This is a genomic window from Tabrizicola sp. T74 (assembly GCF_057219935.1).
Genome location: NZ_JBXVVT010000005.1, coordinates 68,549 through 90,637, shown reverse-complemented (window position 1 = coordinate 90,637; position 22,089 = coordinate 68,549). Strand labels below are relative to the sequence as shown.

Sequence of the window (22,089 nt, the reverse complement as noted above, 5' to 3'; positions counted from 1 at the left end):
GGTTCCGCGGATGAAAAACACCACACGCTCCGCGCCCCGAGGGGCGGCAAGCGAGTCGGTGGATCACGTCGTGACATCATCGCTAGCACCTTGCGGCGATAATAGGAATTTTCATTTTCCTATCGTCGCGATATGCTCAGCCTATGACAAAGATCACCCTCAAGCACCTGCGCTATTTCGACGCGCTGGCAAGGCATCGCCATTTCGGGCGGGCCGCTGAGGCCTCGGCGATCTCGCAGCCCGCGCTGTCGTTACAGGTGAAAGAGCTGGAGGATATCCTGGGCGCGCCGCTGGTCGAACGGGGGGCGCGGCAGGTCAGCCTGACGGGCCTGGGCGAAGAGGTCGCGGCGCGGGGGCGCGAGGTCTTGCGGGCGGTGGATGAACTTGGCGCGCTGGCGCGGGCCTCGACCGGGCCTCTGGCGGGGCGGCTTAGGCTCGGGGTGATCCCGACGGTCGCGCCCTATCTGCTGCCGCAGGTGATGCGGGAGTTGTCCGGGCGGTTCCCGGACCTGGACCTCCGCCCGCGTGAGGCGGTGACGCCCAAGCTGCTGCGCGACCTGCACGAAGGGCGGCTGGACCTGGCACTGCTCGCGCTGCCCGCGTCCGAGCCGTCGCTGGTCGAACATCCGCTTCTGGACGAGGAATTCCTGCTGGTGCGGCACGAAAGCGCCGATGGCCATCCGATCCCGCTGCTGGCGGACCTGCCCGCCGCGCCGCTGCTGCTATTGGAGGAGGGGCACTGCTTCCGCGATCAGGCGATTGCGGCCTGCAAGATGCCACGCGGTCCGGCGGGCGAGATCATGGAAGGCTCGTCCCTGTCGACCCTGGTGCAGATGGTGGGCGCGGGCATCGGGGTGACGCTGATCCCCGAAATGGCGGCGGACGTGGAACGCCGCTCAGCCCCCGTGGTCCTGCACCGCCTGCCCGAGCCGCGCCCGGGGCGGCGGATCGGGCTGGTGTGGCGGCGGTCGAATCCCCTGTCGGACCGGTTCGTCGACCTGGCCGAGGGGTTGCGGGGGGCTTTGTCCGGGTGAACTCCTCGTGCGCCTTCGGCTTCTCGTCGTGGAGCGCAGCGAGGAGTGCCGAAGGCAATCGACGAGCGGTCCGTCAGGCGCCCCAGGTGCGTTCGAGGAGCCTGAGCCAGTTGCCGTGGGCGATCTTGTCGATCAGCGCAGGTCCAAGACCCATGTCGCGCATCGCCTGGATCAGGACCGGCAACCCTTCGACCCCGCCGATGTCCCTGGGTGTCGTCGCGCCGTCGTAGTCGGACCCGATCCCGACATGATCCTCGCCCGCCAGCTTCAGCATGTGCTCGATGTGCCGCTTGACCGGGTCGAGCGTCATCTCGGGGCTTTCCTTGCCATCGGGGCGCAGGAAGCAGGTGGCGAAGTTCAGGCCCGCCATGCCGCCGCTTTCGCCGATCGCCTTCAGCTGGCGGTCGCTGAGGTTGCGGCTGGTCGGGCAGACAGCATGGGCGTTGGAATGGGTGGCGACAAGGGGCGCATCCGACAGCTTGGCCACGTCCCAGAACCCGGCCTCGTTCAGGTGGCTGAGATCCAGCATGATCTTCAGCGCGTTGCATTCGCGGACCAGTGCCTTGCCAAGGTCGGTCAGCCCCGGCCCGGTGTCGCCGGTCGAGGGATAACGGAAGGGCACACCATGACCGAAGATGGTCGGGCGGCTCCAGACCGGGCCTACGGAGCGCAGGCCCATGGCATGGAACAGGTGCAGCGCGTCGAGGTTCGGGCCGATGGCCTCGGCCCCTTCGAAATGGATCACCCCGGCCACCGCCCCGGCTGCCATGGCAGAGCGGATCTCGCCAGCCGACCGGCACCAGCGAAAGCGGCCCTCTGACACACGCTCCATCCACAGAAGATGGCCCAGCATCTCGACCGCAACCGGTTGCGCGGCTTGATGCGGAATGAGGTCGGGCAGCGGGAAATCGTAGGGCGGATTGTCCATCTTCCGCTCAAGCGCGTTCAGGTCCTCGTATTCGGGCGAGGGGATGTAGACCGCGAAGAAGCCGCCTGCGAAGCCCGATGCCTGCATCCGGGGCAGGTCGAGGTGCCCCGCACCTTCGCCGTGCAACCACAGCTTCGCTCGGTTTTCACCGGCAGCAGCGATCTTCAGGACGATGTCGTTGTGGCCGTCGAAGACGGGAACGGGGGCGGGCATGGGGCAGGGGCCTTTCGCTGGACAGGGTCGCAGTCTTTCGCCGAAGCGGCGGCAAGGCAAGGTTGAACCTGCGCGGATTTGCCGGGTTGACGGGGCGGATGGGCGCAGCCTAGGCAGGGCCATGGGATCGCGGATCATCCATCCTTGGCGCATGGTGCTGCTTGCCGTGCTGACCGTTGCCATGGTGGCAACGGGCTGGGCGCATCGGGCGGTGGGGCCGACCAGCGACCAGCTGGCCTTCATGGCAGCGACCGGGGCGACAGCCGCCGATGTCTGCGGTGATGTGGGGCAGGGCGACCGGCACGCCGATCCCTTGTGCCAGGCCTGCCAGATCAGCGGCGGGGCGGTCCTGCCAGACCCCGTCGTCGCCTCCGCCTTTCTGGACCTGACGCCCGCCGCCGGCCTCGCGCCCTTGAGTTCCAGCCGTTTCGTCGCCCGGGTCCTTGACCTGTCGCGTGCGCCGCAGGGTCCTCCGACCGTCTGAGCCATTCCGCCAGCGATACCGGTGCGGTCCCATGAGGGGCCGCCGTGACCCAACACAATTCCCGAAAAGGACCTGTCCGATGAAACGGCTTCTTGCCCTTGCCACCGCCCTCATGCTTGCCGCGCCCGTGATGGCGCATGAGATCACTGCGGGCGATCTGCAGATCATCCACCCCCATATCCCGCAGCCCGCCGCCAGCGCCAAGGCCGCCGGCGGCTTCATGGCCATCGTCAACAACGGCACCGAGGTCGAGCGTCTGCTTGGCGTCGAAAGCGACATCTCGATGAAGTCCGAGGTGCATGAAAGCAAGGTCGACGCGAACGGCGTGGGTACCATGGAACATGTCGACGCGGTCGAGATCCCGCCGGGGCAGACGGTGAATCTGGAACATGGCAGCTATCATGTGATGTTCATGGGCCTGAAGGGCACGCTGACCGAAGGCGAGATGCACAAGGCCGTGCTGATCTTCGAACGCGCGGGACGGGTAGAGATCGAGTTCCAGATCGACCCGCCGATGGGCAAGGGCGGGATGGACCATTCCAAGATGGACCATTCCGACATGCAAGGGGCGGAAGGCCATGCCGGCCACTCCATGCAGGGCGACTGAACCACCGGTCCTGCCGTTGCAGTTTTGACTCCCCTCGGCGGCCGTGAGTTCCCGTCACGGCCGCGACCATTGCGCTGTTCGGGCGATTCGATGAAGAGTCCCGCATCCGACGGAAGGGGCATCCTATGGGGCTGCAACGAACCAAGATGGAACGCGCGGGCGAGGTCACGTTGAGCTTCGACCCCGCCCGCACTGCCGATGACGCGCATTTGCGGTTCATCGGGCGGCTTCGCAGCCCCTGGGCGCGCGGCAACTGCCCGAAGAACCCGGCAGAGGCGCGCGAGGCCACGGGCACGCATGACCCGCTTGAGGCGTTCCGGGTCGAGGTCGACCCGCCGTTCCGGCCCGGCCTTGCGGGGCTGCAGCCGGGGCAGCCGGTGATCCTGCTCTACTGGACCGGGGCCGCGCGGCGCGACATGATCGTCCTCAACCCGGCCCACCGCGCCAGCCCGACCGGTGTCTTCGCCCTGCGCGCGCCCTCGCGCCCGAACCCGATTGCCATGGCCGTGGTGCGGCTTCTGGCGCTGGACATGGCCGAGGGGGTGCTGACGGTCGACGCGCTGGATGCCTTCGACGGCACGCCGCTTCTCGACATCAAGCCCTGGCTGCATTCGGTCGACATCCCTCCTGCACAAGGCTGACCGGATTTACCGCCCCCAAGGCCTGCGCTACACCGTGCGGCAAGGCGAAGGGAACGGACATGCAGGGCTTTCGGACGGAACCGGCACGGGACAATTATGACGTGGTGATCATCGGCGGGGCGATCATGGGATCGTCGACCGCCTGGTGGCTGACCCAGATGGGTCTCCCGGGCCGGGTGCTGGTGATCGAGCGCGACCCCTCCTATGAGAAGGCCGCCACGGCGCTGAGCTTTTCCTGCATCCGCCAGCAGTTCTCGACCGAGCTGAACATCCGCATCTCGCAGTTCGGGGCCGATTTCGTGCAGTCGCTGCGGGCCCAGATGGGCGGCGACGACCGGGTGCCAGAGCTGAAGATCCAGAACTTCGGCTACCTGTATCTCGCCGATGACAACGCTTTCGCCGATGTCCTGCGTGCCAACCAGAAGGTGCAGGCGGCGGCAGGGGCGGGGACGCGGCTTCTGACCCCCGACCAGATCCGGGCCGAGTTTCCCTTCATGCTGGCCGACGACCTGGTGCTTGGCAGCCTGAACACCAGGGACGAGGGCTATTTCGACGGCTACACGGTCTTCGACTGGTTCCGCCGCAAGGCCCGCGAGGCGGGGGTGGAGTATCTGGCGGACGAGGTCGCGGGGCTGGACGTCGTGGCCGGGAAGGTCACGGGGGTGCGCCTTGCCTCTGGCCGGCGGGTGGGCTGCGGGATGGTGGTGAACACTGCGGGCACCCGGGGCGCCAAGGTTGCGGCCATGGCCGGCATCGCGATCCCGATCGAGCCGCGCAAGCGTTTCAACTGGATGATCCAGGCCGAAACCCCGCTGGACCGGCCCTTGCCGCTGACCATCGACCCAAGCGGAGTCTTCGTGCGGGAAGTGGGCGGCGGGACCTACATGGCGGGCGGTCATGCCGACGTCGACCCGGCAGTGGACCACGACGACTTCGTGATGGACCCCGACATCTGGCTGGACAAGATCTGGCCCGCCATCGCGACCCGCATCCCCGCTTTCGAGGCGGTGAAGGTGGTGAACGAATGGGCCGGGCAGTACGACTACAACACGCTGGACCAGAACGCGATCACCGGCCCGCACCCCGAGGTGACGAACTTCCTGTTCCTGAACGGCTTCTCAGGCCATGGCCTGCAACAGTCCCCCGCCATGGGGCGCGCGACGGCAGAGTGGATCGTCCACGGCACCTACCGGACCCTTGACCTGCGCCCGTTCCATTATGACCGGGTTGCAGCCGGTCAGGCCATGGTCGAGGCGGCGATCATCTGAAGTGCGTCAGTCGGTTTGCAGCAGCGCGGTCGGTTGCTGGACAGAGAAGATGTCCTTGGGTGCGAAGACGAAGACCAGGACACCCACATACACGGCAAGGAACAGGGCAACGGCGGCATAGTTTCTGGCGGGACGGCTTCGCGTCGGCAGAACTTGTGTCATCTCGGGCTCTCCTTGGCAGAGGAACTGTGACTGGGCAGACAGTCGGCAGCGACTCGGGTCCGATCACAGGATGTTACCACCATTACGTGTGGCGTGATGTCCAAAGATTTCGGGATCGGCGGAATTTCTTCCCGCCAATGGACGGCTACGGCAAAAATCCGCCCGCCCCCGGCGCGTTTCTGCGGCTGCACACGAACCTTTTTCTGTCGGACGGGGAGGGCGCGAAAGACGATTCGTTTGATCGCGAATGATCTGTGCAACCTTTTGAGATCGCAGGATTTACCGTGCGGGGCGCTGGAGAGAAAATCGACCTCGCGCGTCGTCTATGCCGACGGCGCGACGCAAGGCCGGTTCTCAAGCTTTGTGCAGGTGCAGCGAACGGCGGAAAATGGCCTAGGTCCGGACGCCCGAGAACCGGGTCTGCCAGTCGGCACGTTCTTCGTCGGTGATCTTGCGGAACAGGTTCTCGGGCACTTCGAAGCCGTGGCCTGCAGGCAGGGTCCGCATCGCGGTCGAGATATCCGAGGGCCAGGTCCAGTCGTCCGACCCCACCGCCTTCATCATCGTCGCGGCGGCGTCCGGGATGAAGGGCGCCGAAAGGATCGCGTAGACCCGGATCAGGTTCAGGGCGAGGCGGACGATGGCCTGGGCCTGCTCGGGGTCGGTCTTGACGACGGACCAGGGCGCGGCGGATTGCAGGTATTCGTTGCCGATCACCCAGATCGCACGCAGCTCGCTGGCGGCCTTGCGGACCTCCATCTCGGCCATGAACTTGGTGTAATCGGCGATCCGCGCGCCAAGGTCGGCGATGAGGGCGGTCTCCAGGGGCCCGAAAGCGCCTCCGGCGGGGACCTCGTTGCCGAACTTCGACACCGCGAACTTGGTGACGCGGGAGACGAGGTTGCCCAGGACGTCGGCGAGGTCCTTGTTCACCGAGGTCTGGAAATTCTCCCAGGTGAACTCGGAGTCGCTCGACTCGGGCGCGTGGGACAGAAGCCACCAGCGCCAATAGTCGGCGGGCAGGATCGACAGGGCCTGGTCCATGAACACGCCGCGACCCTGCGAGGTCGAGAACTGGCCGCCGTCATAGTTGAGGTAATTGAAGGACTTGAGGTAGTCCACGAGCTTCCATGGCTCACCGGACCCCAGGATCGTGGCGGGGAAGCTAAGGGTATGGAAGGGGACATTGTCCTTGCCCATGAACTGGTAATAGGTCACGTCCGAAGCACCCTTGTCGGTGCGCCACCAGCGTTCCCATGCGGCGTCGTCGTGGCCGTTCGCATCGGCCCATTCGGCGGTTCCGGCGATGTATTCGATGGGGGCGTCGAACCAGACGTAGAAGACCTTGCCTTCCATCCCCGGCCAGGGCTGGTCGCCCTTCTTGACCGGGATGCCCCAGTAGAGGTCACGGGTGATGCCGCGATCCTGCAGCCCGTCGCCGTCGTTCAGCCATTTCTTGGCGATCGAGGTGGTCAGGATCGGCCAGTCGGTCTTCGAGTCGATCCAGGCCTCCAGCTTGTCCTTCAGCGCGCGCTGCTTGAGGTAGAGGTGCTTCGTCTCGCGCACCTCCAAGTTGGTGGAGCCGGAGATCGAAGAGCGCGGGTTGATCAGGTCGGTCGGGTCCAGCTGCTTGGTGCAGTTCTCGCACTGGTCGCCGCGAGCGCTTTCGTACCCGCAGTTCGGGCAGGTGCCGGTGATGTAGCGGTCGGGCAGGAAGCGGTTGTCGTCGATGGAGAAGACCTGCTTTTCGCTGACTTCGGCGATCAGGCCGTTCTCGGCCAGTTTCCCGGCGAAATGCTGGGTCAGCTTGTGGTTCCGCTGGCTGGACGACCGGCCGAAATGGTCGAAGGACAGTCGGAAGCCCTTGGCGATGTCGGCCTGCACGGCGTGCATCTCGGCGCAGTATTCCTCCACCGGCTTCCCGGCCTTGGCGGCGGCCAGTTCGGCGGGGGTGCCGTGTTCGTCGGTGGCGCAGATGAACATCACCTCATGCCCCATCGCGCGGTTGAATCGGGCAAACAAGTCGGCGGGCAACTGGGAGCCGACGAGGTTCCCCAGGTGCTTGATGCCGTTGATGTAGGGAATGGCCGAGGTAATGAGGATGCGTGCCATGTCTGCGCCTTGCGGGTGGAGTCCGGCGATTGCTTAGCCCAAGCGTTGCGAAAGGGCCAGCGGTTGGGCGGGGGACGATTTTGTCTCGCGAAAATTCGGGGGATCCGAGTTTTCGTCGAAAACTCGTGGCTACGGGCGGCCGCGGATCATCCGGGTGAGGGTGCCGTCGCCCTCCATCTCGCGCTTCAGGGCGGCCAGCATGTGGACGATGACCATGCCCATCAGCGTCTTGGCAAAGATCTCGTGCAGGATGAACCAGACGAATTCCGAGGTCTCATTGGCTTCGACGATGGCGGGGACGACGAAGGTGTTGGCGTACATCGTGTCGATCCCGCTGGCCGAGGACCCGGCCCAGCCCGCGATGGGGGTGGCGATCATCAGGGCGTAAAGCGTCCAGTGCCAGGCCTTGATGAAAAGCCGCATCCCGCCGGTGGCTTGGGGCCCAGGCGGGGGCGAGACCATGTGCCAGAGGATGCGGAGAAGGACGAGGCCAAGGGCGGTCAGCCCCATGGTCTTGTGCAAACCGTAAAGCCAGAGGTTGGCGAGGCCCGGCTCCATCGAAGCGATGCGAAGACCGAGGGCGAAGAGGCTGACAATCAGCAGTGCCATAGCCCAGTGGATCAGGCGCGTGACCAGGCCAAAGCTGTCGGGCGTGTTGCGCAGGCCCATGTCAGCCCTGGGCGTCGATGCGGGCGGTGATCAGGATGCGGACCTCGTCGCCCACCATGTCGGCCCAGCCCGTCGCGCCGAAGTCTGACCGGTTGACGCGGCCCGAAAGCCGGACGGTCAGGCGGTCGTGGTCGCCCTCTGCGCTGCCTTGCGGGCGGAAAAGCCGGGCGGTGAGGGTGACTTGCCGGGTGACACCGCGAATGGTGAGGTTGCCGGTGACCTCGGCCACCTCGCCCGCCCCCTTGACCGAGGTGCTTTCGAAGGTCATCTGCGGATGGCTTTTCGCGTCCAGCACCTTCGGGCCCCGCAGCGCCTGCGCGGCAAAGGGAAAACTGGCCGTCGCGCCGGTCACGTCCAGCGCGACCTCGACCGTGCAGTTCGCCACGTTGTCGAAGTCGAGCTTCAGGTCCGCCTTTTCCAGCGGGATCGCGCCGGTGATCTTGTCGGGGCCGAAGTCGGTCTCGAACGCCACGGTCGAATTGGCGGCGTCCATCTTGTAGGCGATGGTCGCGGCCTGGACCGGCAGCGTCAGGATCAGGGCGAAAAGGGCGGAAAGGACGGCGTTGGGCATGGCGGCCTCGCTTTGCGGCGAGGGTAGCAGGGTGCAAGGCGGCGACAAAATCAAGCTGTCGTGCGGGGTCAGGGATCGGCAAGGGGCCGCGGGTCCAGCACCTCGCCCCCCGGTGTCGTGCGCAGGGCCCAGCTGGCGGGGGGCAGAAGCCGGGCGCGCAGGCGGGTGAGGGTAAAGCTCTCCTCCTCGGACCAGAGCAGCGCGCGGCTGGGGGCGGGGGCCAGGTGCCAGCGGCTTTCCACGCCTTGCGCGCCGCCCTGGCCGGGCAAGAGGATCAGCCCCAGCGGTGCCGTCGCACCGTCGCGCCGCGCGGCCTCGGCCCCGGATTCGGCGGCCAGGTGCAGGCGGCGGGTGGGCGTCAGGGCGGGGGGCGAGAGAAGCTCGGCGATGACCAGCGGCGCGGCGCCAGAGCGGAGCGCCTCTTCCGCGGCCCAGAGCAGGCCCTCGTCGCGTGAGGCGTGCACCAGGATCAGGCGCGCGGGGTCGGCCAGCAGGGCAAGGCCCGCCGCGTTCAGCCGTTCGGCCACCCAACCGGGGCGGATCCAGACCACCGGGCCTGCCGTTTTGGCCATGATCCGGGCAGCCAGCACGATCCGCGACGGCCCGCACAGCTCATGCACCCGGCCGCGCTGCAGGGTCAGGTCCCCGGCAAGGGGCTGCTGGGCTTCGGGGCGACGGCTCTGGATCGGCAGACTCATGCGGAAAAGCTAGCGTGTTCGTGTAATGTTCTCAAGTGCGGGTCTTTGCCCTGTCACGGAACCGGCCTAGCTTTGCGCAACCAGAAGGAGCTGCCGATGAAGACCCTGACCCTAGGCAAGACCGGCCTGACCGTTTCAGAACTGTGCCTTGGCACGATGACCTGGGGGACGCAGAACACGGAAAGCGACGGCCACGCCCAGATGGACTATGCGCTGGACCAAGGCGTGACCTTCTGGGACACGGCGGAAATGTATCCGGTGAACCCGGTGCGCGCCGAAACCGCAGGGCGGACGGAAGAGATCATCGGGACCTGGATCGCTGCGCGCGGTGGGCGCGACCGGGTGGTGCTGGCAAGCAAGGTGGCGGGCAAAGGCCCGATCCTGCGGCCGGGCGAGGTCACGACCGGGGCCACGCTGCGGGCGGCCTGCGAGGCGAGCCTTAGGCGGCTCCAGACCGATTACATCGACCTTTACCAGCTGCACTGGCCGAACCGGGCACACTACCACTTCCGCCAGTCCTGGCGCTTCAGCCCGCCAAAGCTGGACCGGGCGGCGGAGACCGCGAACATGACCGACATCCTCACCACGGCGCAGGCGCTGGTGAACGAAGGCAAGATCCGCGCCATCGGGTTGTCCAATGAGACCGTCTGGGGTGCTGCGCGCTGGCTGCATCTGGCCGACACGCTGGGCCTGCCACGCATGGCCACGGTGCAGAACGAATACAGCCTTCTGTGCCGCCAGTTCGACACTGACTGGGCCGAGCTTTCGGTGATCGAGGATATGCCGCTACTGGCCTTCTCGCCCCTGGCGACCGGCTTGCTGTCCGGGAAATACGCGGGCGGGGTGATCCCCGAAGGCTCGCGCCGCAGCCTGAATGCGGACCTGTCGGGGCGGGTGACGCCGCAGGTCTTCCCGGCGGTGGCGGCCTATCTGGGGGTGGCGGCGCGGCATGGCCTTGACCCCTGCCAGATGGCCATCGCCTTCTGCCGGTCGCGGCCCTTCACCACGATCCCGATCATCGGGGCGACGACACTGGACCAGCTGAAGACCAATATCGGGGCAGCAGCGGTCACATTGTCGTCAGAGGTGCTGGAGGATATCGCGGAAACCCACCGGGCCCACCCCGCGCCATACTGAGGGCACTTGCAGGCCGGGGCGGTTCAAGGCACTGCTTGGCGCGAACCGGACAGCCCCGAACCGAGGAGCCCGATGCCGCGCCGCCTGTGCCTTGCCGTCCTGGCCCTTTGTGCCGCGTCCGTTCTGTCCGCCTGCCAGACCGGTGGTCCCGGCGGCTTGCCCGCGCCGAAGGATGGCGTAACCCCGAATGCGGTCGTGGGCAGCGAGATCGAGGTGACAGCGCTGGATGAGGCACCGGCTGCCGCGCAGCCCGCGGCCGGTGAGGCGGCGAAACCTGCCGGGCCGGATACCGCGGCGCCTCAGGCGTCCCCCGCCGAGACCGCTGAGCTGGCTGCGGACGGAGAGGCCACCGAAGCCGCGCCCGAAGCCGCCGCCGAACCTGCACCCCAGCCCGATATGACCGAGACTCCGGTCACGCCGAAATCGGAAATGCAGCTCGCCTGCGAAAAGCGGGGCGGGACGTGGTTCAGGGTCGGCAAGGGCGAAAAGCGCGCCTGTGTCCGTCAGACCAAGGATGCGGGCAAGAGCTGTGACCGGGAAAGTCAGTGCGACAGCGTCTGCCTGGCCAAATCGGGCACCTGCGCGCCGTTCAAACCGATGTACGGCTGCAACGAGATCCTGCAGGACAACGGCGCAAGGGTGACCCTGTGTCTCGAATAGTCCTGGCGCTGACCCTGCTGCTGGCCGCCTGCGCGGCGAAGCCGCCCTCAGGCTCTGCCTTCCGCGCCGCCACCGCCCCGATCTGGTCCGCCGCCGCTTTCGAGCCCGCCCGTGTCGCCGGGACTTGGCGGCAGGTCGCGGGCTTCCAGGCTGAAGGCGCGGGCTGCGGGGCAGGGGGGGTCGAGATCACTCCCACAGCCGGCGGGCTGCGGCTGGACGGCAGTCTGTGCATGGCAGGTGTCGCCCGCGATGTGTCGGGCCTTGCTGTGCCTTCAGGCCCAGGGCGGTTGACCGTCGCGGGTGAGGACTGGTGGATCCTCTGGGTCGACAGCGGCTACCGCACCATGGCCATCGGCACCCCATCGGGCCGGTTCGGCTTTATCCTAGACCGGGGAGCGATCCCCGGCGACCGGCTGACCGCCGCGCGCGAGATCTTCGACTTCAACGGCTACCGGACCGAGGCGCTGTCGGCCTTCTAAGGGCAGGGGGCGCATTGTAGGGGCGGACGTTATTCCTGCAGCCGCCGCAGATGCTCGGCGATCTGCACCAGCCGGATCGGCGTCGGTGTGGCGATCCCGTCGCCGCCGTCATAGGGCACCAGGTCCCCCTGCAACAGCGGCCCGAACTCCGGCATGGGTGAGCCCTCGTCCAGATGCCCCGGCCGCGCTCCGGTATAGCCCCAGATCTTCGCCATCACCCGCGTGGCCGGGAAGACGCCCTTGTTCCGCGCCGACAGCCCGGCCAGGTCGGCGGGCTTGCGGTCCAGCAGGGCGGCCGCCTCCCCATCGCCCTTGCCGCCCAGGCCATGGCAGGACGCACAGAAATCGGCAAAGTCCTCGGCCCCGGTGGGCACATCCGGCGTCTTGTCGACACAGGCCGCCAGCAGAAGGGCAGGCAGGATCATCCAGGCATGGCGCATTGTTCGGTCCTCCGTCACGACAGTTGACCGGGGACGTGCCGCCCTTGCCTTGATCTAAGTCACTTGACCCGCCGAAAGCCGGACAATGCGGTCCATCCGGGCGGCAAGGTCAAGGTTGTGCGTCGCGATCAAGGCCGACAGGCCCGTCGCGCGCACGAGCTCCATCAGCACCCCGAACACCTGGTCCGAGGTTGCCGGGTCCAGGTTCCCCGTGGGCTCATCGGCCAGCAGAAGCTTCGGCGCATTCGCCAGCGCCCGGCAGAAGGCCACCCGCTGCTGTTCGCCCCCTGACAGGGCCGCCGGACGGTGGTCGGCCCGCTTGTCCACGCCGACCTTGCCCAAAAGCTCCATCGCCCGCGCCTCGGCCTGCGCCTTTGGCACGCCATTGGCCAGCTGCGGGATCACCACGTTTTCCAGCGCGCTGAACTCTGGCAGCAGGTGGTGGAACTGGTAGATGAACCCCACCTCGTCCCGCCGCGCCTCGGTCCGCGCGCGGTCGGACAGCCCGCCCATCTCGCGCCCATCAAGCCGCACCACGCCGCTGTCGGCCACATCCAGAAGCCCTGCGATGTGGAGAAGCGTCGACTTCCCCGCACCTGACGGGGCGACCAGCGCCACCACCTCGCCCCTGGCCACAGTCAGCGAGGCCCCACGCAACACGATCACCTCCGACGGCTTGCCGCGGTTATACCCCTTTTCCACGCCCTCAAGCGCCAGCATCTCACTCATAGCGCAGCGCCTCGACCGGGTTCATCCGCGCCGCGCGCCGGGCCGGGAAGAAGGTGACGATGAAGGAAAGCCCCAAGGACAAGGCCACCGCCGACATCACGTCGCCGAATTGCAGCTTGGCCGGCAAGGAATAGATCCCGCGGATCGACGGGTCCCAGACCTCGGCCCCGTTGATCCAGTTGATGGCCGACATGATCTGGTCGATGTTCAGCGCGGTCAGGCAGCCCAAGGCCACCCCCGCGACGGTGCCGATCACCCCGGTGAAGGCCCCGCAGATGAAGAACACCCGCAGGACCGAGCCTTCGGTCAGCCCCATCGTCCGCAGGATGCCGATGTCGCGGCCCTTGTTCTTCACCAGCATGATCAGGCCCGACACGATGTTCATCGCCGCGATCAGCACCAGCACTGACAGAATGACGAACATCACGTTGTCCTCGATGTCGAGCGCCCGCAGGAAGGCACCCGAACTGTCCTTCCAGGTCCACAGCATTGCCACCGGCCCCGCTGCCTGCAGGATCGCATTGCCATAGCTTTCGATGGCATCGGGGTTCTCGACCATCACCTCGATCTCGTCCGCCCGGCCCTCCTTGTTGAAGAAGGACTGCGCCTCGATGAACGGCATGTAGATCCGTGTCGTATCAATGTCATAGCGCCCGGCGGTGAAGATGTAGACCACCTCGTAGGCATTGATCCGCGGGGAGAACCCCCCGCCCAGCGGGCTTCTCGGCCCGTCCGGCGAAATCAGCCGCACCCGGTCGCCGACGGTGATGCCCAGCTCCCGCGCAATGCCCGAGCCGACGGCGATGCCCTCGGGAAACCGCGCCAGATCGCCGATCGCGTCCGATCCCGCGCCGATCCGGGGAATGGTGGCGAAATCCTCGGGCGACAGGCCATAGACCTCTGCCCCCGTCGTATCTTCACGATCCGCGACCATGACCTTGCCCTTGATCAAGGGCGCCGCCCGCGTCACCCCCGGCACCTCGGCAATCGCCGCCGCCATCGCCTCGGGCGCGGTAAAGCCCCGGATCAGCTGGCCGTTGTCCCCGACGACGCCGGACGAATAGACCGTCACATGCGCATTGGCCCCGAGGATCGTATCCACGAACTCGGCCCGGAACCCCGCCCTGACCGCCAGCGTCAGGATCAGCGCGAACACCGCCAGCGTGATCCCGATCAGCGAAATCCAGGTCATCACGCTGACCCCGCCCTCGGCGCGGCGCGCGCGCAGGTACCGCCAGGCGATCATGAATTCGAAGCCCGAGAAGGGGGTGGTGCTCTTTGCCATCTGCCTTTTGCCCTTTGCCCGGGGCCGTTTGTTTGCCCGGCAACCTGAGCGAGCCCGCCCGAAACGTCAAGGCACGGACCCGTCATCGCGGATTTCCGCCCGTCTGGCACCTCGGGCCGGGAACTCGCCGCAGGGTTGCGTTACTCTGCCATTGCGGCCCCTGTCATGACACCCACGGCCGCGACCAACAGATAACGAGGGACATCATGCGTTTTTCAACGACCATCCTGGCGCTTGCCGCCACCGGCTTCCTGGCTGCCTGCACCAGCGAAGAGGCCTGCACCCAGGAAGTGGCGACGAAGAAGGCCACTGACCTGACCACCAAGATCCAGGAACTCGCGGCCTCCGATCCGGCCAAGCTGGCCGAACTCGGGCCCAAGGTCCAGGAACTGGCGACCAAGGCCGCAGCGGGCGGCGATGATCTGGACGCCACCTGCAAGGCGCTGGACGAGATGATGGCCGAACTGTCGAAGTGACGCCCCCGGTCCGGGCCGCCAGTCTGGCCTGGCCCGGGCCATTTGCCGATCCAGGGCACGGCACTCCAGCCTTCCAAACTTCAGCAATCCGTTATATAAACGATTCGTTACATAAACGGATCGCTGACATGCCCGATCTCGACCAAAGCTTCGCCGCCCTTGCCGACCCGACCCGCCGGGCCATCCTGGCTCGCCTTGCAGAAGGCGAGGCCACGGTCCAGGACCTGGCCCGCCCCTTCGCGATCAGCCAGCCCGCGATCAGCCGCCACCTTAAGGTGCTGGAGGACGCGGGCCTGATCGAGACGCGCGTCCACGGCACCGCCCGCCCGCGCCGGCTGAAGCCCGACACGATGGCGCAGCTTTGGGACTGGCTCGGCCAGTACCGCGCGCTGTGGGAGGCGCAGTTCCAACGCCTTGATGCGGTTCTCGATGCAATGGCCGACAGGTCGGAGGGACCCAAACCATGACCCAGGCCCGGATCAGCCTCGACGGCGAGACCGATGTGGTGATCCACCGCCAATTCAGCCATCCGCCCGCCAAGGTCTGGCGCGGCCTCACCGAACCCGGGCTCATCCGCCAGTGGCTGTCGCCCGACCTGACCCTCTGCCGGATGGACGCCCGCCCCGGCGGCAGCTTCCACTACGCCTGGCCAGAATTCTTCTTCTCCGGCCCCATCCTCGAAGCCAACCCGCCCCACCGCATGGTCCATGTCGAACACTTCAACGGCGACACCAGCCGGGGCCCGACCGTGACCACGACGCTTTCGCCCGAAGGGTCCGGCACCCGGATGACCGTGGTGATGCGCTACTCTGACGCTGCGGCGCGGGCGAAAGCCATCGAACAGGGCTTCACCGACGGGATCGACCAGGTCTACGGCCGGATCGAGGGCCTCGACCTTCCGGGGTGACCTGCAATCCCTCGCGCCCCGGCACGCCACCCCTCCTGCCCCTATGGCTTGCCCATTCCCAAATACTCCCGCCGGAGGCAAACACCCGAGGTCTTGCGCGTTCTTCACGCGCAAGGCCGAGACAAAAGGCGCGCGCCGCAGGCGCTCATTTTCGCAAGCGCAGGTCCCGGGACCGCCCGCCGACAGGCGCGCACTGCCGCCGTAGGGTGGGCCGTTCTGCGCCCCTAAGGCGCAGGTTGGCCCACCGTCCGCACAAGTTAAGAAACCCCTAACGTCCGCGAGCAACCCTTTGATTGCAAAGAACCATCAGCGTTTGTCCACCGTGGACAGCTCAGAAGTCGGTGGGCGCTCCGCCCTCCTGCTTCCGCCGGGCAACGAACCGCTGCAGCTCCTCCAGGTGCTCCCCCCGCATCGCAGGGGCCTCGAACTCGGCCAGGATCTGCTTGTAGATCCGGTGCGCGCGCTCCACCGTCCAGACCGACCCGTCCGCCTGCCAGGCTTCATAGTTCCGCCAGTCGCTGACGAAGGGCTGGTAGAAGGCCTGCTGATAGCGGTCCTGGGTGTGCTGGATCCCGAAGTAATGCCCCCCCGCGCCGACCTCCTTGATCGCGTCGAAGGCCAGGTCCTCGTCCCGCGTCGCGAAGGTGACCTCCTCGAAGTACCGCTGGATCATCTGCAGGACCTCGCAGTCCATGATGAACTTCTCAGGCGACGCAATCAGACCCCCCTCCAGCCAGCCCGCCGCGTGGTAGACCATGTTGGTCCGGCTCTGCACGGCCGACCACAGGGAATTCGACGTCTCCCACATCGCCTGCCCATCCGGCACGTTCGCCGCGCAGACACCCGAGGCCCGCATCGGCACGCCATAGAACCGCACCAGCTGCCCCGTCATCTGCGTTGCCCGCATGTATTCCGGCGTCCCGAAAGCCGGGGCCCCCGACTTCATGTCGACGTTCGAGGTGAAGGTCCCGATCGCCACCGGACACCCGGGCGCGATGTATTCCAGCAGCGCCACCGCCGCCAAAGCCTCGGCAATCGACAGCGCCACCGCCCCCGACATCGTGACCGGCGCCATCGCCCCCGCGAGCGTAAACGGCGTCACCACCACCGGCTGCCCGCGCTTGGCCATCCGCATCGCGCCGTCCAGCATCGGATAGTCGTGCTTCAGCGGGCTCACCGAGTTGATGTTGGTGTACATCCGGGGCTTGGCCTGGAACTCACTCTCCGTCAGCCCGCCTGCTATGCGGACCATCTCCATCACATCCTCGACCCGCTCGGCCCCGAGGCTGTAGGCATGGACGACCTTGTCGGTCAGCGTCAGCTTCTCGTACAGGCAATCCAGGTGCCGGACGGACGCATGGATATCCACCGGCTCCACCGGATAGCCGCCCGCGATGTGGATGCAGTTGAAATACTGCGTCAGCTTCATGAATTCCTTGAACGTCTCGAAGTCGCCCGAGCGCTTGCCGCGCTCCATGTCCCAAGCGTTCGGGGGCGAGGAGACGTTCACGAACAGCATGTGCTTGCCGCCCATGATCAGCTCGCGCTCCGGGTTGCGAGGCGTGATCGTGAAGGTCTCGGGTGCGCGGGCGACCATCTCCATCACGAAGTCCTCGTCCATCCGGACGTTGGTCCCGTTGACGGTGCAGCCCGCCTTCTTCAGATGCTCGACCGCCTCGGGGTTCAGGAATTCGATCCCGATGTCGCGAAGGATGCGCATCGCGGTCTTGTGGATGCGTTGCACGCCGTCGGCATCCAGCGGTTCGACCGGAGCGTCGGGGTTCACCGGGATCCGCCAGGGCATCTGGTCGATGACCGCCGTCCCCGCGCGGACCTTCATTCCGGCACGCCCACCGGCGCGCTTTCTACGGGCTGGTTCATCAGTCATCTTCGGATCTCCATTACGCATGTCCGAAGATGGGGAAGGGAAACGAAAGGCGTTACCGCGTTAGCGACAAAAACGCGTCGCTTTTCATGTCCCGCCTTGGTTCGTCAGCCCTGAAGCCCGGAAAGCCAGGCCGGAATCTCGCCGATATCGGCCAGGACCACGTCGGCGTGCGGCGCAAGCTGGTCGCGCTCGGCAACCCCGGTCAGCACCGCGACAGTGCGCATACCGGCGGCGCGACCGGCCTCCAGATCGTGGCGGCTGTCGCCCACCATGGCCACGCGAGAGGGCTGGAGGCCAAGTTGGCTGGCGAAGGCCAGGCACATGCCGGGGCCGGGTTTCGGGCCATAGCCGGAATCATAGCCCGAGATGAAATCGAAGCAGTCGGTGATGCCATGGTTCGCCAGATGCTGCCGCGCGGGGGCCTCGGAATCGTTCGTCGCCACCCCCAGCCGGAGCCCCCGGTCGCGGAGCGCCGACAGCAACGGGCGCAAAGGCACGGCCTCGGACATCGGCGCCTGGGCCGCGCTGGCGTCGATCCGGTCGGTCAGCTCGGACACCGTGACACCCGGCAGTTCGACGACCAGCGCAGCCGCGATGTCGGCGGCGGTCGCGGCGATCACCGGGCTGTCGGGCGCAAAGCTGCCGGTCGCGGGATCAAAGCCGATCGCCCGGCCCAGCCGCGCCGTGTGGTCGGCATCCCGGGACACCTGCGCCAGGAACCCTTGCGCCCACCGCCCCCAGCTGACGCGGAAGTCGAACAGCGTTCCATCCTTGTCGAACAAAAGCCCGTCGATCATCACCATTGCTTTCCGGTCAGAGTGGTCAGGTCCAAAACGTCTCGCCCCCGCCCGGCAACGCCATCCGCGCCGCCTGGGGGGCCGTGTAGGGATGACCGTGGCTGTCGCAGAAAGCAATCACCCATTGGTCATCCTGCAGCAGGAAATCCAGCACCGCCCCCTGGAACTCTGCCTCAGCGGCCCGGGCGCGGAGATCGGCAAGGCTTGCCCCGCTCGCGTTAAGAAAAAGCGGAAAGATTTCATCTTCGGTGGCAAGCCAGCCAAGGGCCTGCAGGGCCAGAACCTGTGCGGCTTCGGGGGTCATCGGCAAGCTCTCTGCAAGGAAATCAAATACATCAGCCACCTTCTGCCACCAACGGCGGAGTTTTGCATCACCCGGTAAGGATTTTCTGACGAATCTTAACGGCGAAAGGATTTGTTAACCTTCTTGACGGCAAAATGTCCGCCATCTGGTCGATGAACAAACAGCAGTGGAAGATGCCGGCACGGGTTCTCATCGTTGACGATATAGCGGCGAACCGCATCGTGCAGCAGGCCCGGCTGACCGCGGCCTTCTACCAGCCGTTGCTGGCCACAGATGGCGCGTCCTGCCTGCGGATTGCCCAGGCGGAACGGCCCGATCTCATCCTCTTGGACCTTGGCCTGCCCGACATCTGCGGGCTTGAGGTGTTGCGTCGCCTGCGCCGCGATCCGGCCTGCCGCGATATCCCGGTCATCGCGCTGACCGCGTCCGGCGGCGCGTCGGAACGGCTGGCGGCGTTTGCGGCCGGGGCGGACGACGTGATGGACCAGCCGACAAACGAACGCGTGCTGCAGGCCCGGCTGCGCAACCTGTTGCGGCTGAAGGCCGACAGCAACTTTCCGGTGCAGGATGCCTTGGCCCTGCCGGGGCTTGCCGAAGTGCCTGCCGCCTTCGATCCGCAGGGCACCATTGCCCTGGTCACCCCGCAGCACATGTCGGGCGAGGGGCTGCGCGATGCGCTGGCGGGGCAACTGCGCGACCGTCTGGTCGTGGTCTCGCGGCGCGAGGCGCTGGCCGAGCTTGCGGTGGGCGAAGGCGGCGACGCGGTGCCCGAGGTCTTTGTCCTGCAGGACGACGGGAACAATCCGATGTCGACGCTGCGGCTCTTGTCGGAACTGAAAAGCCACCAGGCGACCCGGCATGCGGCGGTCTGCGTCGTGGGTCCGGCCGGGGCGGGGGATGACGCGGCCATGGCCTTCGACCTTGGCGCGGATGACGCGGTCGGTCCGGGCGTCTCGGCCGAGGAACTGGTCCTGCGCACCCGCGGGCTTCTGCGTCGCAAGCGGCATTTCGACCAGCTGCGCGCCCGGATGCAGGACGGCTTGCGCATGGCGATGCGCGATCCGCTGACCGGGCTTTACAACCGCCGCTTCGCGGTGCCGCAGCTTGCCGCGGTGGCGGACCTCGCGCGGTCGGAAGGCTCGCCCTTTGCGGTCATGGTGCTGGACCTCGACCGTTTCAAGCAGGTCAATGACGTCTACGGCCATGCCGCCGGGGACCAGGTCCTGGTCGAAGTCGCGCACCGGCTGACGGCGCATCTGCGCGACACCGACGTTCTGGCCCGGATCGGGGGGGAGGAGTTCCTGGCCATCCTGCCGCGCACCGGCATGGCGATGGCGCGGCGGGTGGCCGAACGGCTGTGCCAGGTGATGGACGACCAGCCGGTTCGGCTGACCTCGGGCGAGGAGCTGCACGTCACCGTCTCGATCGGGGTGGCAGTTGCCGGTACGGGGGGTGAGGACAGTTTCGGTGTCGAGGGTCTGGTCGAACAGGCCGACATCGCGCTGATGGAATCAAAGGGTGCCGGGCGCAACCAGGTGACCTTCCGCCTCAGCGCGGCCTGACCGGCCCCAGGATCTGTGACCTCAATCCTTCCGGCGACCGTGCAATCCGCGCTCCAGGCGGTCGGCGAAGGCCAGGCGTTCCTCGACCGACATTTCCACCAGACGCGTCTCGATCAGGCTGCGGCCCAGTTCCAGCCGCTCGGCGTTCCGGGTCTCGATCGCGGCCAGCGCGGCCTTCATCGCGGCCGGGTCGAACGGATCGGCGCGCAGCGTGGCCAACAGCGCATCGAACTCGGCGCGGGCGGCTTCACGCGACGTGCGGAACTCGCCCGCGCGGTCCATCAGCCCCTTGCGCAGGGCGCGGCGGTCCTGGTCGCTCAGGGCCTCGCTGAAAGGCCCGAAGGACAGGTCGCGCGGCATCCCCTTGCGCGGGCCGTCGCCCAGCCAGGCGCCCAGCACCAACCCGGCAACGGCGAGGTTGATCGCGACCGAGACGATCAGCGCGGGCTTCAGCCAGCGTGAGGGTTGCCGCCCCGGCGCGGCGGGGGCCACAGGTGCAGAGGGGGAGGTGGGGCCTTGCGGGTCGGTCATCGGGGTCAGCCTTCAGTCGCCAGAAAATCGGCATCGGGGAAGAATTCGGCCACATCGGTGGTTGAGCCGGTCAGGTAGTCCAGCGTCGTCGGGCTAAGATAGCCAAGCGCGATGCCGAAGACCGCCGCCATGCCAAGCCCGGCCAGCGCCGGACCGCCGCCCAGGGCCGCCAGCAACCGCTGAAGGCGGCTGGCCCGGACCGGGGGCGGGGCCACGCGCAGGGCTGCCGGCTGCGGCTGCAAGGCCAAGGCATCGGCCAGCACACGCTCCATCAACGCGTCCGAGGGGGCGGGGGCCGCCCTGGCCGCTGTCGCCAGCAGGCGGTCAAGCTCGTCATCCTGCATCTTGGTCATCCTCATAGCCCAACTCGGCCTTCCGGCCCGCCAGGATCGCCGAAAGCGCGCGTTTGCCCCGCGCCGTCAGGCTTTCCACCGCTTCGACCCCGATCTCCATGATCGCTGCAATTTCGGGGTTCGTCATCCCTTCCAGGTGCCGCAGCACCACCGCCTGCCGTTGCCGGTCGGGGAGTTCCGCCAAAGCCGCCTCAAGTGCCGCCATCCGGTCTGCGTCCTGCAGATGCCCTTCGGCCCCTGGTGCGCCGTCCGCGACTTCGGGGGCGTCGTCCAGTGCCATCTGGCGCTTGCGGCCCCGCGCCCGCTGGCGGTCGATGCACAGATTGGTGGCGACCCGGTAGGCCCAGGTCGTTACCTTGGTTTCGCCTTGCCGCCACTCGGGCGCCACGCGCCAAAGCCGCAGCATGGTCTCCTGCGCCACGTCCTCGGCTTCGGCGCGGTCGCCGGACAGAAGCCGGGACGCATAGGCCAGGACGCGGGGGGTGACACGCTGGGTCAAGGCCAGCGCCGCGTGACGGTCTCCATTGGCATAGAGCACCATCAGCGCCTCGTCCGAGGTGTCATCGCCTGCATCGAAGGCCATCGTCATCCTGCGTCTGGTCTACCCCGGCATCCGTCCGGCGCAAAGCCTCAGTTGTTGTCGTGACCGTGACCGCGGCCTTCGCGGCGCTTGCCCATCCTTTCGGCCACTGCCTCGGCTTCTTCCTTCGAGATCGCGCCGTCGTTGTCGGTGTCGATCCGGGCGAAATGCTGGGCCATCGGACCCTCGCCCATTTCCTCGACCGACAGGGTGCCGTTGCCGTCGTCGTCCATATTCTCGATCATCCGGGCGCTGCGACGGGCCGCCATCTGAGCCATCATGTGCGCCTGCAGTTCTTCGGCGCTAAGCGCGCCGTCGCTGTTCGTATCGGCGGCGGCGAATTCGGCGGCGCGGTGCGCGGCCAGTTCATCCTGGGTGATCTTGCCGTCGGTGTTGGTGTCGATCGCGTCGAACATCTCCAACATCATCGGGCCGCGGCCTTCACCGCTCATGCCACCCATCCCGCGTTCGGCCAGGGCGGCAGAGCCCAGAACCGCGCCCATCAGGGCCAGCACGGCGACAGCGGTTTTCTTCGGTGCAGTCATCTTCATTCTCCAGTTTCGGGCCGCCAACC

Annotated in this window: 28 protein-coding genes; 12 read left to right on the top strand and 16 right to left on the bottom strand. The window is 67.0% G+C overall.

All coding sequences use genetic code 11. From position 1 onward, the window contains the following. Nucleotides 1–143 precede the first annotated feature (143 nt). Nucleotides 144–1,034, top strand: a complete 891-nt coding sequence (locus tag AC2EAL_RS15190; protein WP_484725084.1) for a hydrogen peroxide-inducible genes activator — start codon at nucleotides 144–146, stop codon at nucleotides 1,032–1,034. 73 nt (nucleotides 1,035–1,107) lie between these two features. Here the strand turns inward: AC2EAL_RS15190 and AC2EAL_RS15185 are convergent, their stop codons facing one another. After that, the gene (locus tag AC2EAL_RS15185) at nucleotides 1,108–2,175 is read right to left on the bottom strand and encodes a dipeptidase (protein ID WP_484725083.1); all 1,068 of its coding nucleotides are present in this window, start codon (nucleotides 2,173–2,175) and stop codon (nucleotides 1,108–1,110) included. Nucleotides 2,176–2,296: 121 nt separating this feature from the next. Between AC2EAL_RS15185 and AC2EAL_RS15180 the strand changes: the two genes are divergently transcribed. The 4 genes from AC2EAL_RS15180 (at nucleotide 2,297) to AC2EAL_RS15165 (ending at nucleotide 5,175) form a co-directional block, all read left to right on the top strand. Next, nucleotides 2,297–2,659, top strand: a complete 363-nt coding sequence (locus tag AC2EAL_RS15180; protein ID WP_484725082.1) for a hypothetical protein — start codon at nucleotides 2,297–2,299, stop codon at nucleotides 2,657–2,659. A 79-nt stretch (nucleotides 2,660–2,738) separates the two neighbouring features. Further along, the gene (locus AC2EAL_RS15175) at nucleotides 2,739–3,266 is read left to right on the top strand and encodes a copper chaperone PCu(A)C (RefSeq protein ID WP_484725081.1); all 528 of its coding nucleotides are present in this window, start codon (nucleotides 2,739–2,741) and stop codon (nucleotides 3,264–3,266) included. A gap of 125 nt (nucleotides 3,267–3,391) precedes the next feature. Next, entirely contained in the window at nucleotides 3,392–3,907 is a 516-nt protein-coding gene (locus AC2EAL_RS15170; protein ID WP_484725080.1) for an SAM-dependent methyltransferase, read from the top strand. 59 nt (nucleotides 3,908–3,966) lie between these two features. After that, the gene (locus tag AC2EAL_RS15165; protein ID WP_484725079.1) at nucleotides 3,967–5,175 is read left to right on the top strand and encodes an NAD(P)/FAD-dependent oxidoreductase; all 1,209 of its coding nucleotides are present in this window, start codon (nucleotides 3,967–3,969) and stop codon (nucleotides 5,173–5,175) included. A gap of 6 nt (nucleotides 5,176–5,181) precedes the next feature. On the opposite strand, the gene AC2EAL_RS15160 is transcribed toward AC2EAL_RS15165, so the two are convergent. The 5 genes from AC2EAL_RS15160 to AC2EAL_RS15140 form a co-directional block, all read right to left on the bottom strand. Further along, the gene (locus AC2EAL_RS15160) at nucleotides 5,182–5,337 is read right to left on the bottom strand and encodes a hypothetical protein (protein ID WP_484725078.1); all 156 of its coding nucleotides are present in this window, start codon (nucleotides 5,335–5,337) and stop codon (nucleotides 5,182–5,184) included. Between the two features lie 393 nt (nucleotides 5,338–5,730). After that, complete coding sequence (gene metG, locus AC2EAL_RS15155) at nucleotides 5,731–7,449, bottom strand: methionine--tRNA ligase (RefSeq protein WP_484725077.1); 1,719 nt, start codon at nucleotides 7,447–7,449, stop codon at nucleotides 5,731–5,733. 129 nt (nucleotides 7,450–7,578) lie between these two features. Then, entirely contained in the window at nucleotides 7,579–8,118 is a 540-nt protein-coding gene (locus AC2EAL_RS15150; protein ID WP_484725076.1) for a cytochrome b, read from the bottom strand. A 1-nt stretch (nucleotide 8,119) separates the two neighbouring features. Further along, nucleotides 8,120–8,689, bottom strand: coding sequence for a YceI family protein (locus AC2EAL_RS15145; protein ID WP_484725075.1), 570 nt, complete (start codon nucleotides 8,687–8,689; stop codon nucleotides 8,120–8,122). A gap of 68 nt (nucleotides 8,690–8,757) precedes the next feature. Further along, a complete protein-coding gene (locus AC2EAL_RS15140; protein WP_484725074.1) occupies nucleotides 8,758–9,387 on the bottom strand; it encodes an ImuA family protein in 630 nt (209 codons plus the stop codon). A 96-nt stretch (nucleotides 9,388–9,483) separates the two neighbouring features. Between AC2EAL_RS15140 and AC2EAL_RS15135 the strand changes: the two genes are divergently transcribed. The 3 genes from AC2EAL_RS15135 (at nucleotide 9,484) to AC2EAL_RS15125 (ending at nucleotide 11,663) form a co-directional block, all read left to right on the top strand. Further along, a complete protein-coding gene (locus tag AC2EAL_RS15135) occupies nucleotides 9,484–10,524 on the top strand; it encodes an aldo/keto reductase (protein WP_484725073.1) in 1,041 nt (346 codons plus the stop codon). Between the two features lie 72 nt (nucleotides 10,525–10,596). Further along, nucleotides 10,597–11,184, top strand: coding sequence for a hypothetical protein (locus AC2EAL_RS15130; protein WP_484725072.1), 588 nt, complete (start codon nucleotides 10,597–10,599; stop codon nucleotides 11,182–11,184). Then, nucleotides 11,172–11,663 (top strand): lipocalin/fatty acid-binding family protein, encoded by a 492-nt coding sequence (locus tag AC2EAL_RS15125; protein WP_484725071.1) that lies wholly within the window; start codon nucleotides 11,172–11,174, stop codon nucleotides 11,661–11,663. Before AC2EAL_RS15130 ends, AC2EAL_RS15125 begins: the two co-directional genes overlap by 13 nt. 29 nt (nucleotides 11,664–11,692) lie before the next feature. On the opposite strand, the gene AC2EAL_RS15120 is transcribed toward AC2EAL_RS15125, so the two are convergent. The 3 genes from AC2EAL_RS15120 to AC2EAL_RS15110 are packed head-to-tail and all read right to left on the bottom strand — an operon-like array spanning nucleotide 11,693 to nucleotide 14,117. After that, the gene (locus AC2EAL_RS15120; RefSeq protein WP_484725070.1) at nucleotides 11,693–12,103 is read right to left on the bottom strand and encodes a c-type cytochrome; all 411 of its coding nucleotides are present in this window, start codon (nucleotides 12,101–12,103) and stop codon (nucleotides 11,693–11,695) included. Between the two features lie 54 nt (nucleotides 12,104–12,157). Next, the gene (locus AC2EAL_RS15115; RefSeq protein WP_484725069.1) at nucleotides 12,158–12,832 is read right to left on the bottom strand and encodes an ABC transporter ATP-binding protein; all 675 of its coding nucleotides are present in this window, start codon (nucleotides 12,830–12,832) and stop codon (nucleotides 12,158–12,160) included. Further along, on the bottom strand, nucleotides 12,825–14,117 hold the full coding sequence (locus tag AC2EAL_RS15110) for a lipoprotein-releasing ABC transporter permease subunit (RefSeq protein ID WP_484725068.1): 1,293 nt from the start codon (nucleotides 14,115–14,117) through the stop codon (nucleotides 12,825–12,827). Before AC2EAL_RS15110 ends, AC2EAL_RS15115 begins: the two co-directional genes overlap by 8 nt. A gap of 206 nt (nucleotides 14,118–14,323) precedes the next feature. On the opposite strand from AC2EAL_RS15110, the gene AC2EAL_RS15105 reads away from it, so the two are divergent. From AC2EAL_RS15105 to AC2EAL_RS15095, 3 genes are all read left to right on the top strand, one after another. Beyond that, nucleotides 14,324–14,593, top strand: a complete 270-nt coding sequence (locus AC2EAL_RS15105; protein ID WP_484725067.1) for a hypothetical protein — start codon at nucleotides 14,324–14,326, stop codon at nucleotides 14,591–14,593. Between the two features lie 128 nt (nucleotides 14,594–14,721). Continuing rightward, nucleotides 14,722–15,060, top strand: a complete 339-nt coding sequence (locus AC2EAL_RS15100; protein WP_484725066.1) for an ArsR/SmtB family transcription factor — start codon at nucleotides 14,722–14,724, stop codon at nucleotides 15,058–15,060. Then, nucleotides 15,057–15,500: an SRPBCC family protein gene (locus tag AC2EAL_RS15095; protein ID WP_484725065.1), complete on the top strand. Its 444-nt coding sequence runs from the start codon at nucleotides 15,057–15,059 to the stop codon at nucleotides 15,498–15,500. The genes AC2EAL_RS15100 and AC2EAL_RS15095 overlap by 4 nt, the downstream gene beginning before the upstream one ends. Nucleotides 15,501–15,831: 331 nt before the next feature. On the opposite strand, the gene AC2EAL_RS15090 is transcribed toward AC2EAL_RS15095, so the two are convergent. The 3 genes from AC2EAL_RS15090 to AC2EAL_RS15080 all read right to left on the bottom strand — a co-directional run bounded on the left by AC2EAL_RS15090 (nucleotide 15,832) and on the right by AC2EAL_RS15080 (nucleotide 18,489). Further along, entirely contained in the window at nucleotides 15,832–17,388 is a 1,557-nt protein-coding gene (locus tag AC2EAL_RS15090; RefSeq protein ID WP_484725064.1) for a trimethylamine methyltransferase family protein, read from the bottom strand. A gap of 104 nt (nucleotides 17,389–17,492) precedes the next feature. Then, nucleotides 17,493–18,185 carry an HAD family hydrolase gene (locus AC2EAL_RS15085; protein ID WP_484725063.1) on the bottom strand — a complete coding sequence of 231 codons (693 nt, stop codon included), beginning with the start codon at nucleotides 18,183–18,185 and terminating at the stop codon, nucleotides 17,493–17,495. Nucleotides 18,186–18,210: 25 nt separating this feature from the next. Then, the gene (locus AC2EAL_RS15080) at nucleotides 18,211–18,489 is read right to left on the bottom strand and encodes a DUF3572 domain-containing protein (protein ID WP_484725062.1); all 279 of its coding nucleotides are present in this window, start codon (nucleotides 18,487–18,489) and stop codon (nucleotides 18,211–18,213) included. 134 nt (nucleotides 18,490–18,623) lie between these two features. On the opposite strand from AC2EAL_RS15080, the gene AC2EAL_RS15075 reads away from it, so the two are divergent. Then, nucleotides 18,624–20,051, top strand: a complete 1,428-nt coding sequence (locus tag AC2EAL_RS15075; protein ID WP_484725061.1) for a diguanylate cyclase — start codon at nucleotides 18,624–18,626, stop codon at nucleotides 20,049–20,051. A 21-nt stretch (nucleotides 20,052–20,072) separates the two neighbouring features. On the opposite strand, the gene AC2EAL_RS15070 is transcribed toward AC2EAL_RS15075, so the two are convergent. From AC2EAL_RS15070 to AC2EAL_RS15055, 4 genes are read right to left on the bottom strand one after another with little or no spacing between them, the layout of a single operon-like run. Next, a complete protein-coding gene (locus AC2EAL_RS15070) occupies nucleotides 20,073–20,582 on the bottom strand; it encodes a periplasmic heavy metal sensor (RefSeq protein WP_484725060.1) in 510 nt (169 codons plus the stop codon). A 5-nt stretch (nucleotides 20,583–20,587) separates the two neighbouring features. Continuing rightward, on the bottom strand, nucleotides 20,588–20,935 hold the full coding sequence (locus AC2EAL_RS15065) for a dihydroorotate dehydrogenase (protein WP_484725059.1): 348 nt from the start codon (nucleotides 20,933–20,935) through the stop codon (nucleotides 20,588–20,590). After that, entirely contained in the window at nucleotides 20,916–21,524 is a 609-nt protein-coding gene (locus tag AC2EAL_RS15060; protein ID WP_484725058.1) for an RNA polymerase sigma factor, read from the bottom strand. The genes AC2EAL_RS15065 and AC2EAL_RS15060 overlap by 20 nt, the downstream gene beginning before the upstream one ends. A gap of 41 nt (nucleotides 21,525–21,565) precedes the next feature. Next, a complete protein-coding gene (locus AC2EAL_RS15055; protein ID WP_484725057.1) occupies nucleotides 21,566–22,060 on the bottom strand; it encodes an EF-hand domain-containing protein in 495 nt (164 codons plus the stop codon). Nucleotides 22,061–22,089 lie beyond the last annotated feature (29 nt).

Excerpts from the sequence above, each read along its gene's own strand:
- AC2EAL_RS15190 (WP_484725084.1), top strand. The coding sequence starts at position 144 with ATGACAAAGATCACCCTCAAGCACCTGCGCTATTTCGACGCGCTGGCA.
- AC2EAL_RS15185 (WP_484725083.1), bottom strand. The coding sequence starts at position 2,175 with ATGCCCGCCCCCGTTCCCGTCTTCGACGGCCACAACGACATCGTCCTG.
- AC2EAL_RS15180 (WP_484725082.1), top strand. The coding sequence starts at position 2,297 with ATGGGATCGCGGATCATCCATCCTTGGCGCATGGTGCTGCTTGCCGTG.
- AC2EAL_RS15175 (WP_484725081.1), top strand. The coding sequence starts at position 2,739 with ATGAAACGGCTTCTTGCCCTTGCCACCGCCCTCATGCTTGCCGCGCCC.
- AC2EAL_RS15170 (WP_484725080.1), top strand. The coding sequence starts at position 3,392 with ATGGGGCTGCAACGAACCAAGATGGAACGCGCGGGCGAGGTCACGTTG.
- AC2EAL_RS15165 (WP_484725079.1), top strand. The coding sequence starts at position 3,967 with ATGCAGGGCTTTCGGACGGAACCGGCACGGGACAATTATGACGTGGTG.
- AC2EAL_RS15160 (WP_484725078.1), bottom strand. The coding sequence starts at position 5,337 with ATGACACAAGTTCTGCCGACGCGAAGCCGTCCCGCCAGAAACTATGCC.
- metG (WP_484725077.1), bottom strand. The coding sequence starts at position 7,449 with ATGGCACGCATCCTCATTACCTCGGCCATTCCCTACATCAACGGCATC.
- AC2EAL_RS15150 (WP_484725076.1), bottom strand. The coding sequence starts at position 8,118 with ATGGGCCTGCGCAACACGCCCGACAGCTTTGGCCTGGTCACGCGCCTG.
- AC2EAL_RS15145 (WP_484725075.1), bottom strand. The coding sequence starts at position 8,689 with ATGCCCAACGCCGTCCTTTCCGCCCTTTTCGCCCTGATCCTGACGCTG.
- AC2EAL_RS15140 (WP_484725074.1), bottom strand. The coding sequence starts at position 9,387 with ATGAGTCTGCCGATCCAGAGCCGTCGCCCCGAAGCCCAGCAGCCCCTT.
- AC2EAL_RS15135 (WP_484725073.1), top strand. The coding sequence starts at position 9,484 with ATGAAGACCCTGACCCTAGGCAAGACCGGCCTGACCGTTTCAGAACTG.
- AC2EAL_RS15130 (WP_484725072.1), top strand. The coding sequence starts at position 10,597 with ATGCCGCGCCGCCTGTGCCTTGCCGTCCTGGCCCTTTGTGCCGCGTCC.
- AC2EAL_RS15120 (WP_484725070.1), bottom strand. The coding sequence starts at position 12,103 with ATGCGCCATGCCTGGATGATCCTGCCTGCCCTTCTGCTGGCGGCCTGT.
- AC2EAL_RS15115 (WP_484725069.1), bottom strand. The coding sequence starts at position 12,832 with ATGAGTGAGATGCTGGCGCTTGAGGGCGTGGAAAAGGGGTATAACCGC.
- AC2EAL_RS15110 (WP_484725068.1), bottom strand. The coding sequence starts at position 14,117 with ATGGCAAAGAGCACCACCCCCTTCTCGGGCTTCGAATTCATGATCGCC.
- AC2EAL_RS15105 (WP_484725067.1), top strand. The coding sequence starts at position 14,324 with ATGCGTTTTTCAACGACCATCCTGGCGCTTGCCGCCACCGGCTTCCTG.
- AC2EAL_RS15100 (WP_484725066.1), top strand. The coding sequence starts at position 14,722 with ATGCCCGATCTCGACCAAAGCTTCGCCGCCCTTGCCGACCCGACCCGC.
- AC2EAL_RS15095 (WP_484725065.1), top strand. The coding sequence starts at position 15,057 with ATGACCCAGGCCCGGATCAGCCTCGACGGCGAGACCGATGTGGTGATC.
- AC2EAL_RS15090 (WP_484725064.1), bottom strand. The coding sequence starts at position 17,388 with ATGACTGATGAACCAGCCCGTAGAAAGCGCGCCGGTGGGCGTGCCGGA.
- AC2EAL_RS15085 (WP_484725063.1), bottom strand. The coding sequence starts at position 18,185 with ATGATCGACGGGCTTTTGTTCGACAAGGATGGAACGCTGTTCGACTTC.
- AC2EAL_RS15080 (WP_484725062.1), bottom strand. The coding sequence starts at position 18,489 with ATGACCCCCGAAGCCGCACAGGTTCTGGCCCTGCAGGCCCTTGGCTGG.
- AC2EAL_RS15075 (WP_484725061.1), top strand. The coding sequence starts at position 18,624 with ATGTCCGCCATCTGGTCGATGAACAAACAGCAGTGGAAGATGCCGGCA.
- AC2EAL_RS15070 (WP_484725060.1), bottom strand. The coding sequence starts at position 20,582 with ATGACCGACCCGCAAGGCCCCACCTCCCCCTCTGCACCTGTGGCCCCC.
- AC2EAL_RS15065 (WP_484725059.1), bottom strand. The coding sequence starts at position 20,935 with ATGACCAAGATGCAGGATGACGAGCTTGACCGCCTGCTGGCGACAGCG.
- AC2EAL_RS15060 (WP_484725058.1), bottom strand. The coding sequence starts at position 21,524 with ATGACGATGGCCTTCGATGCAGGCGATGACACCTCGGACGAGGCGCTG.
- AC2EAL_RS15055 (WP_484725057.1), bottom strand. The coding sequence starts at position 22,060 with ATGACTGCACCGAAGAAAACCGCTGTCGCCGTGCTGGCCCTGATGGGC.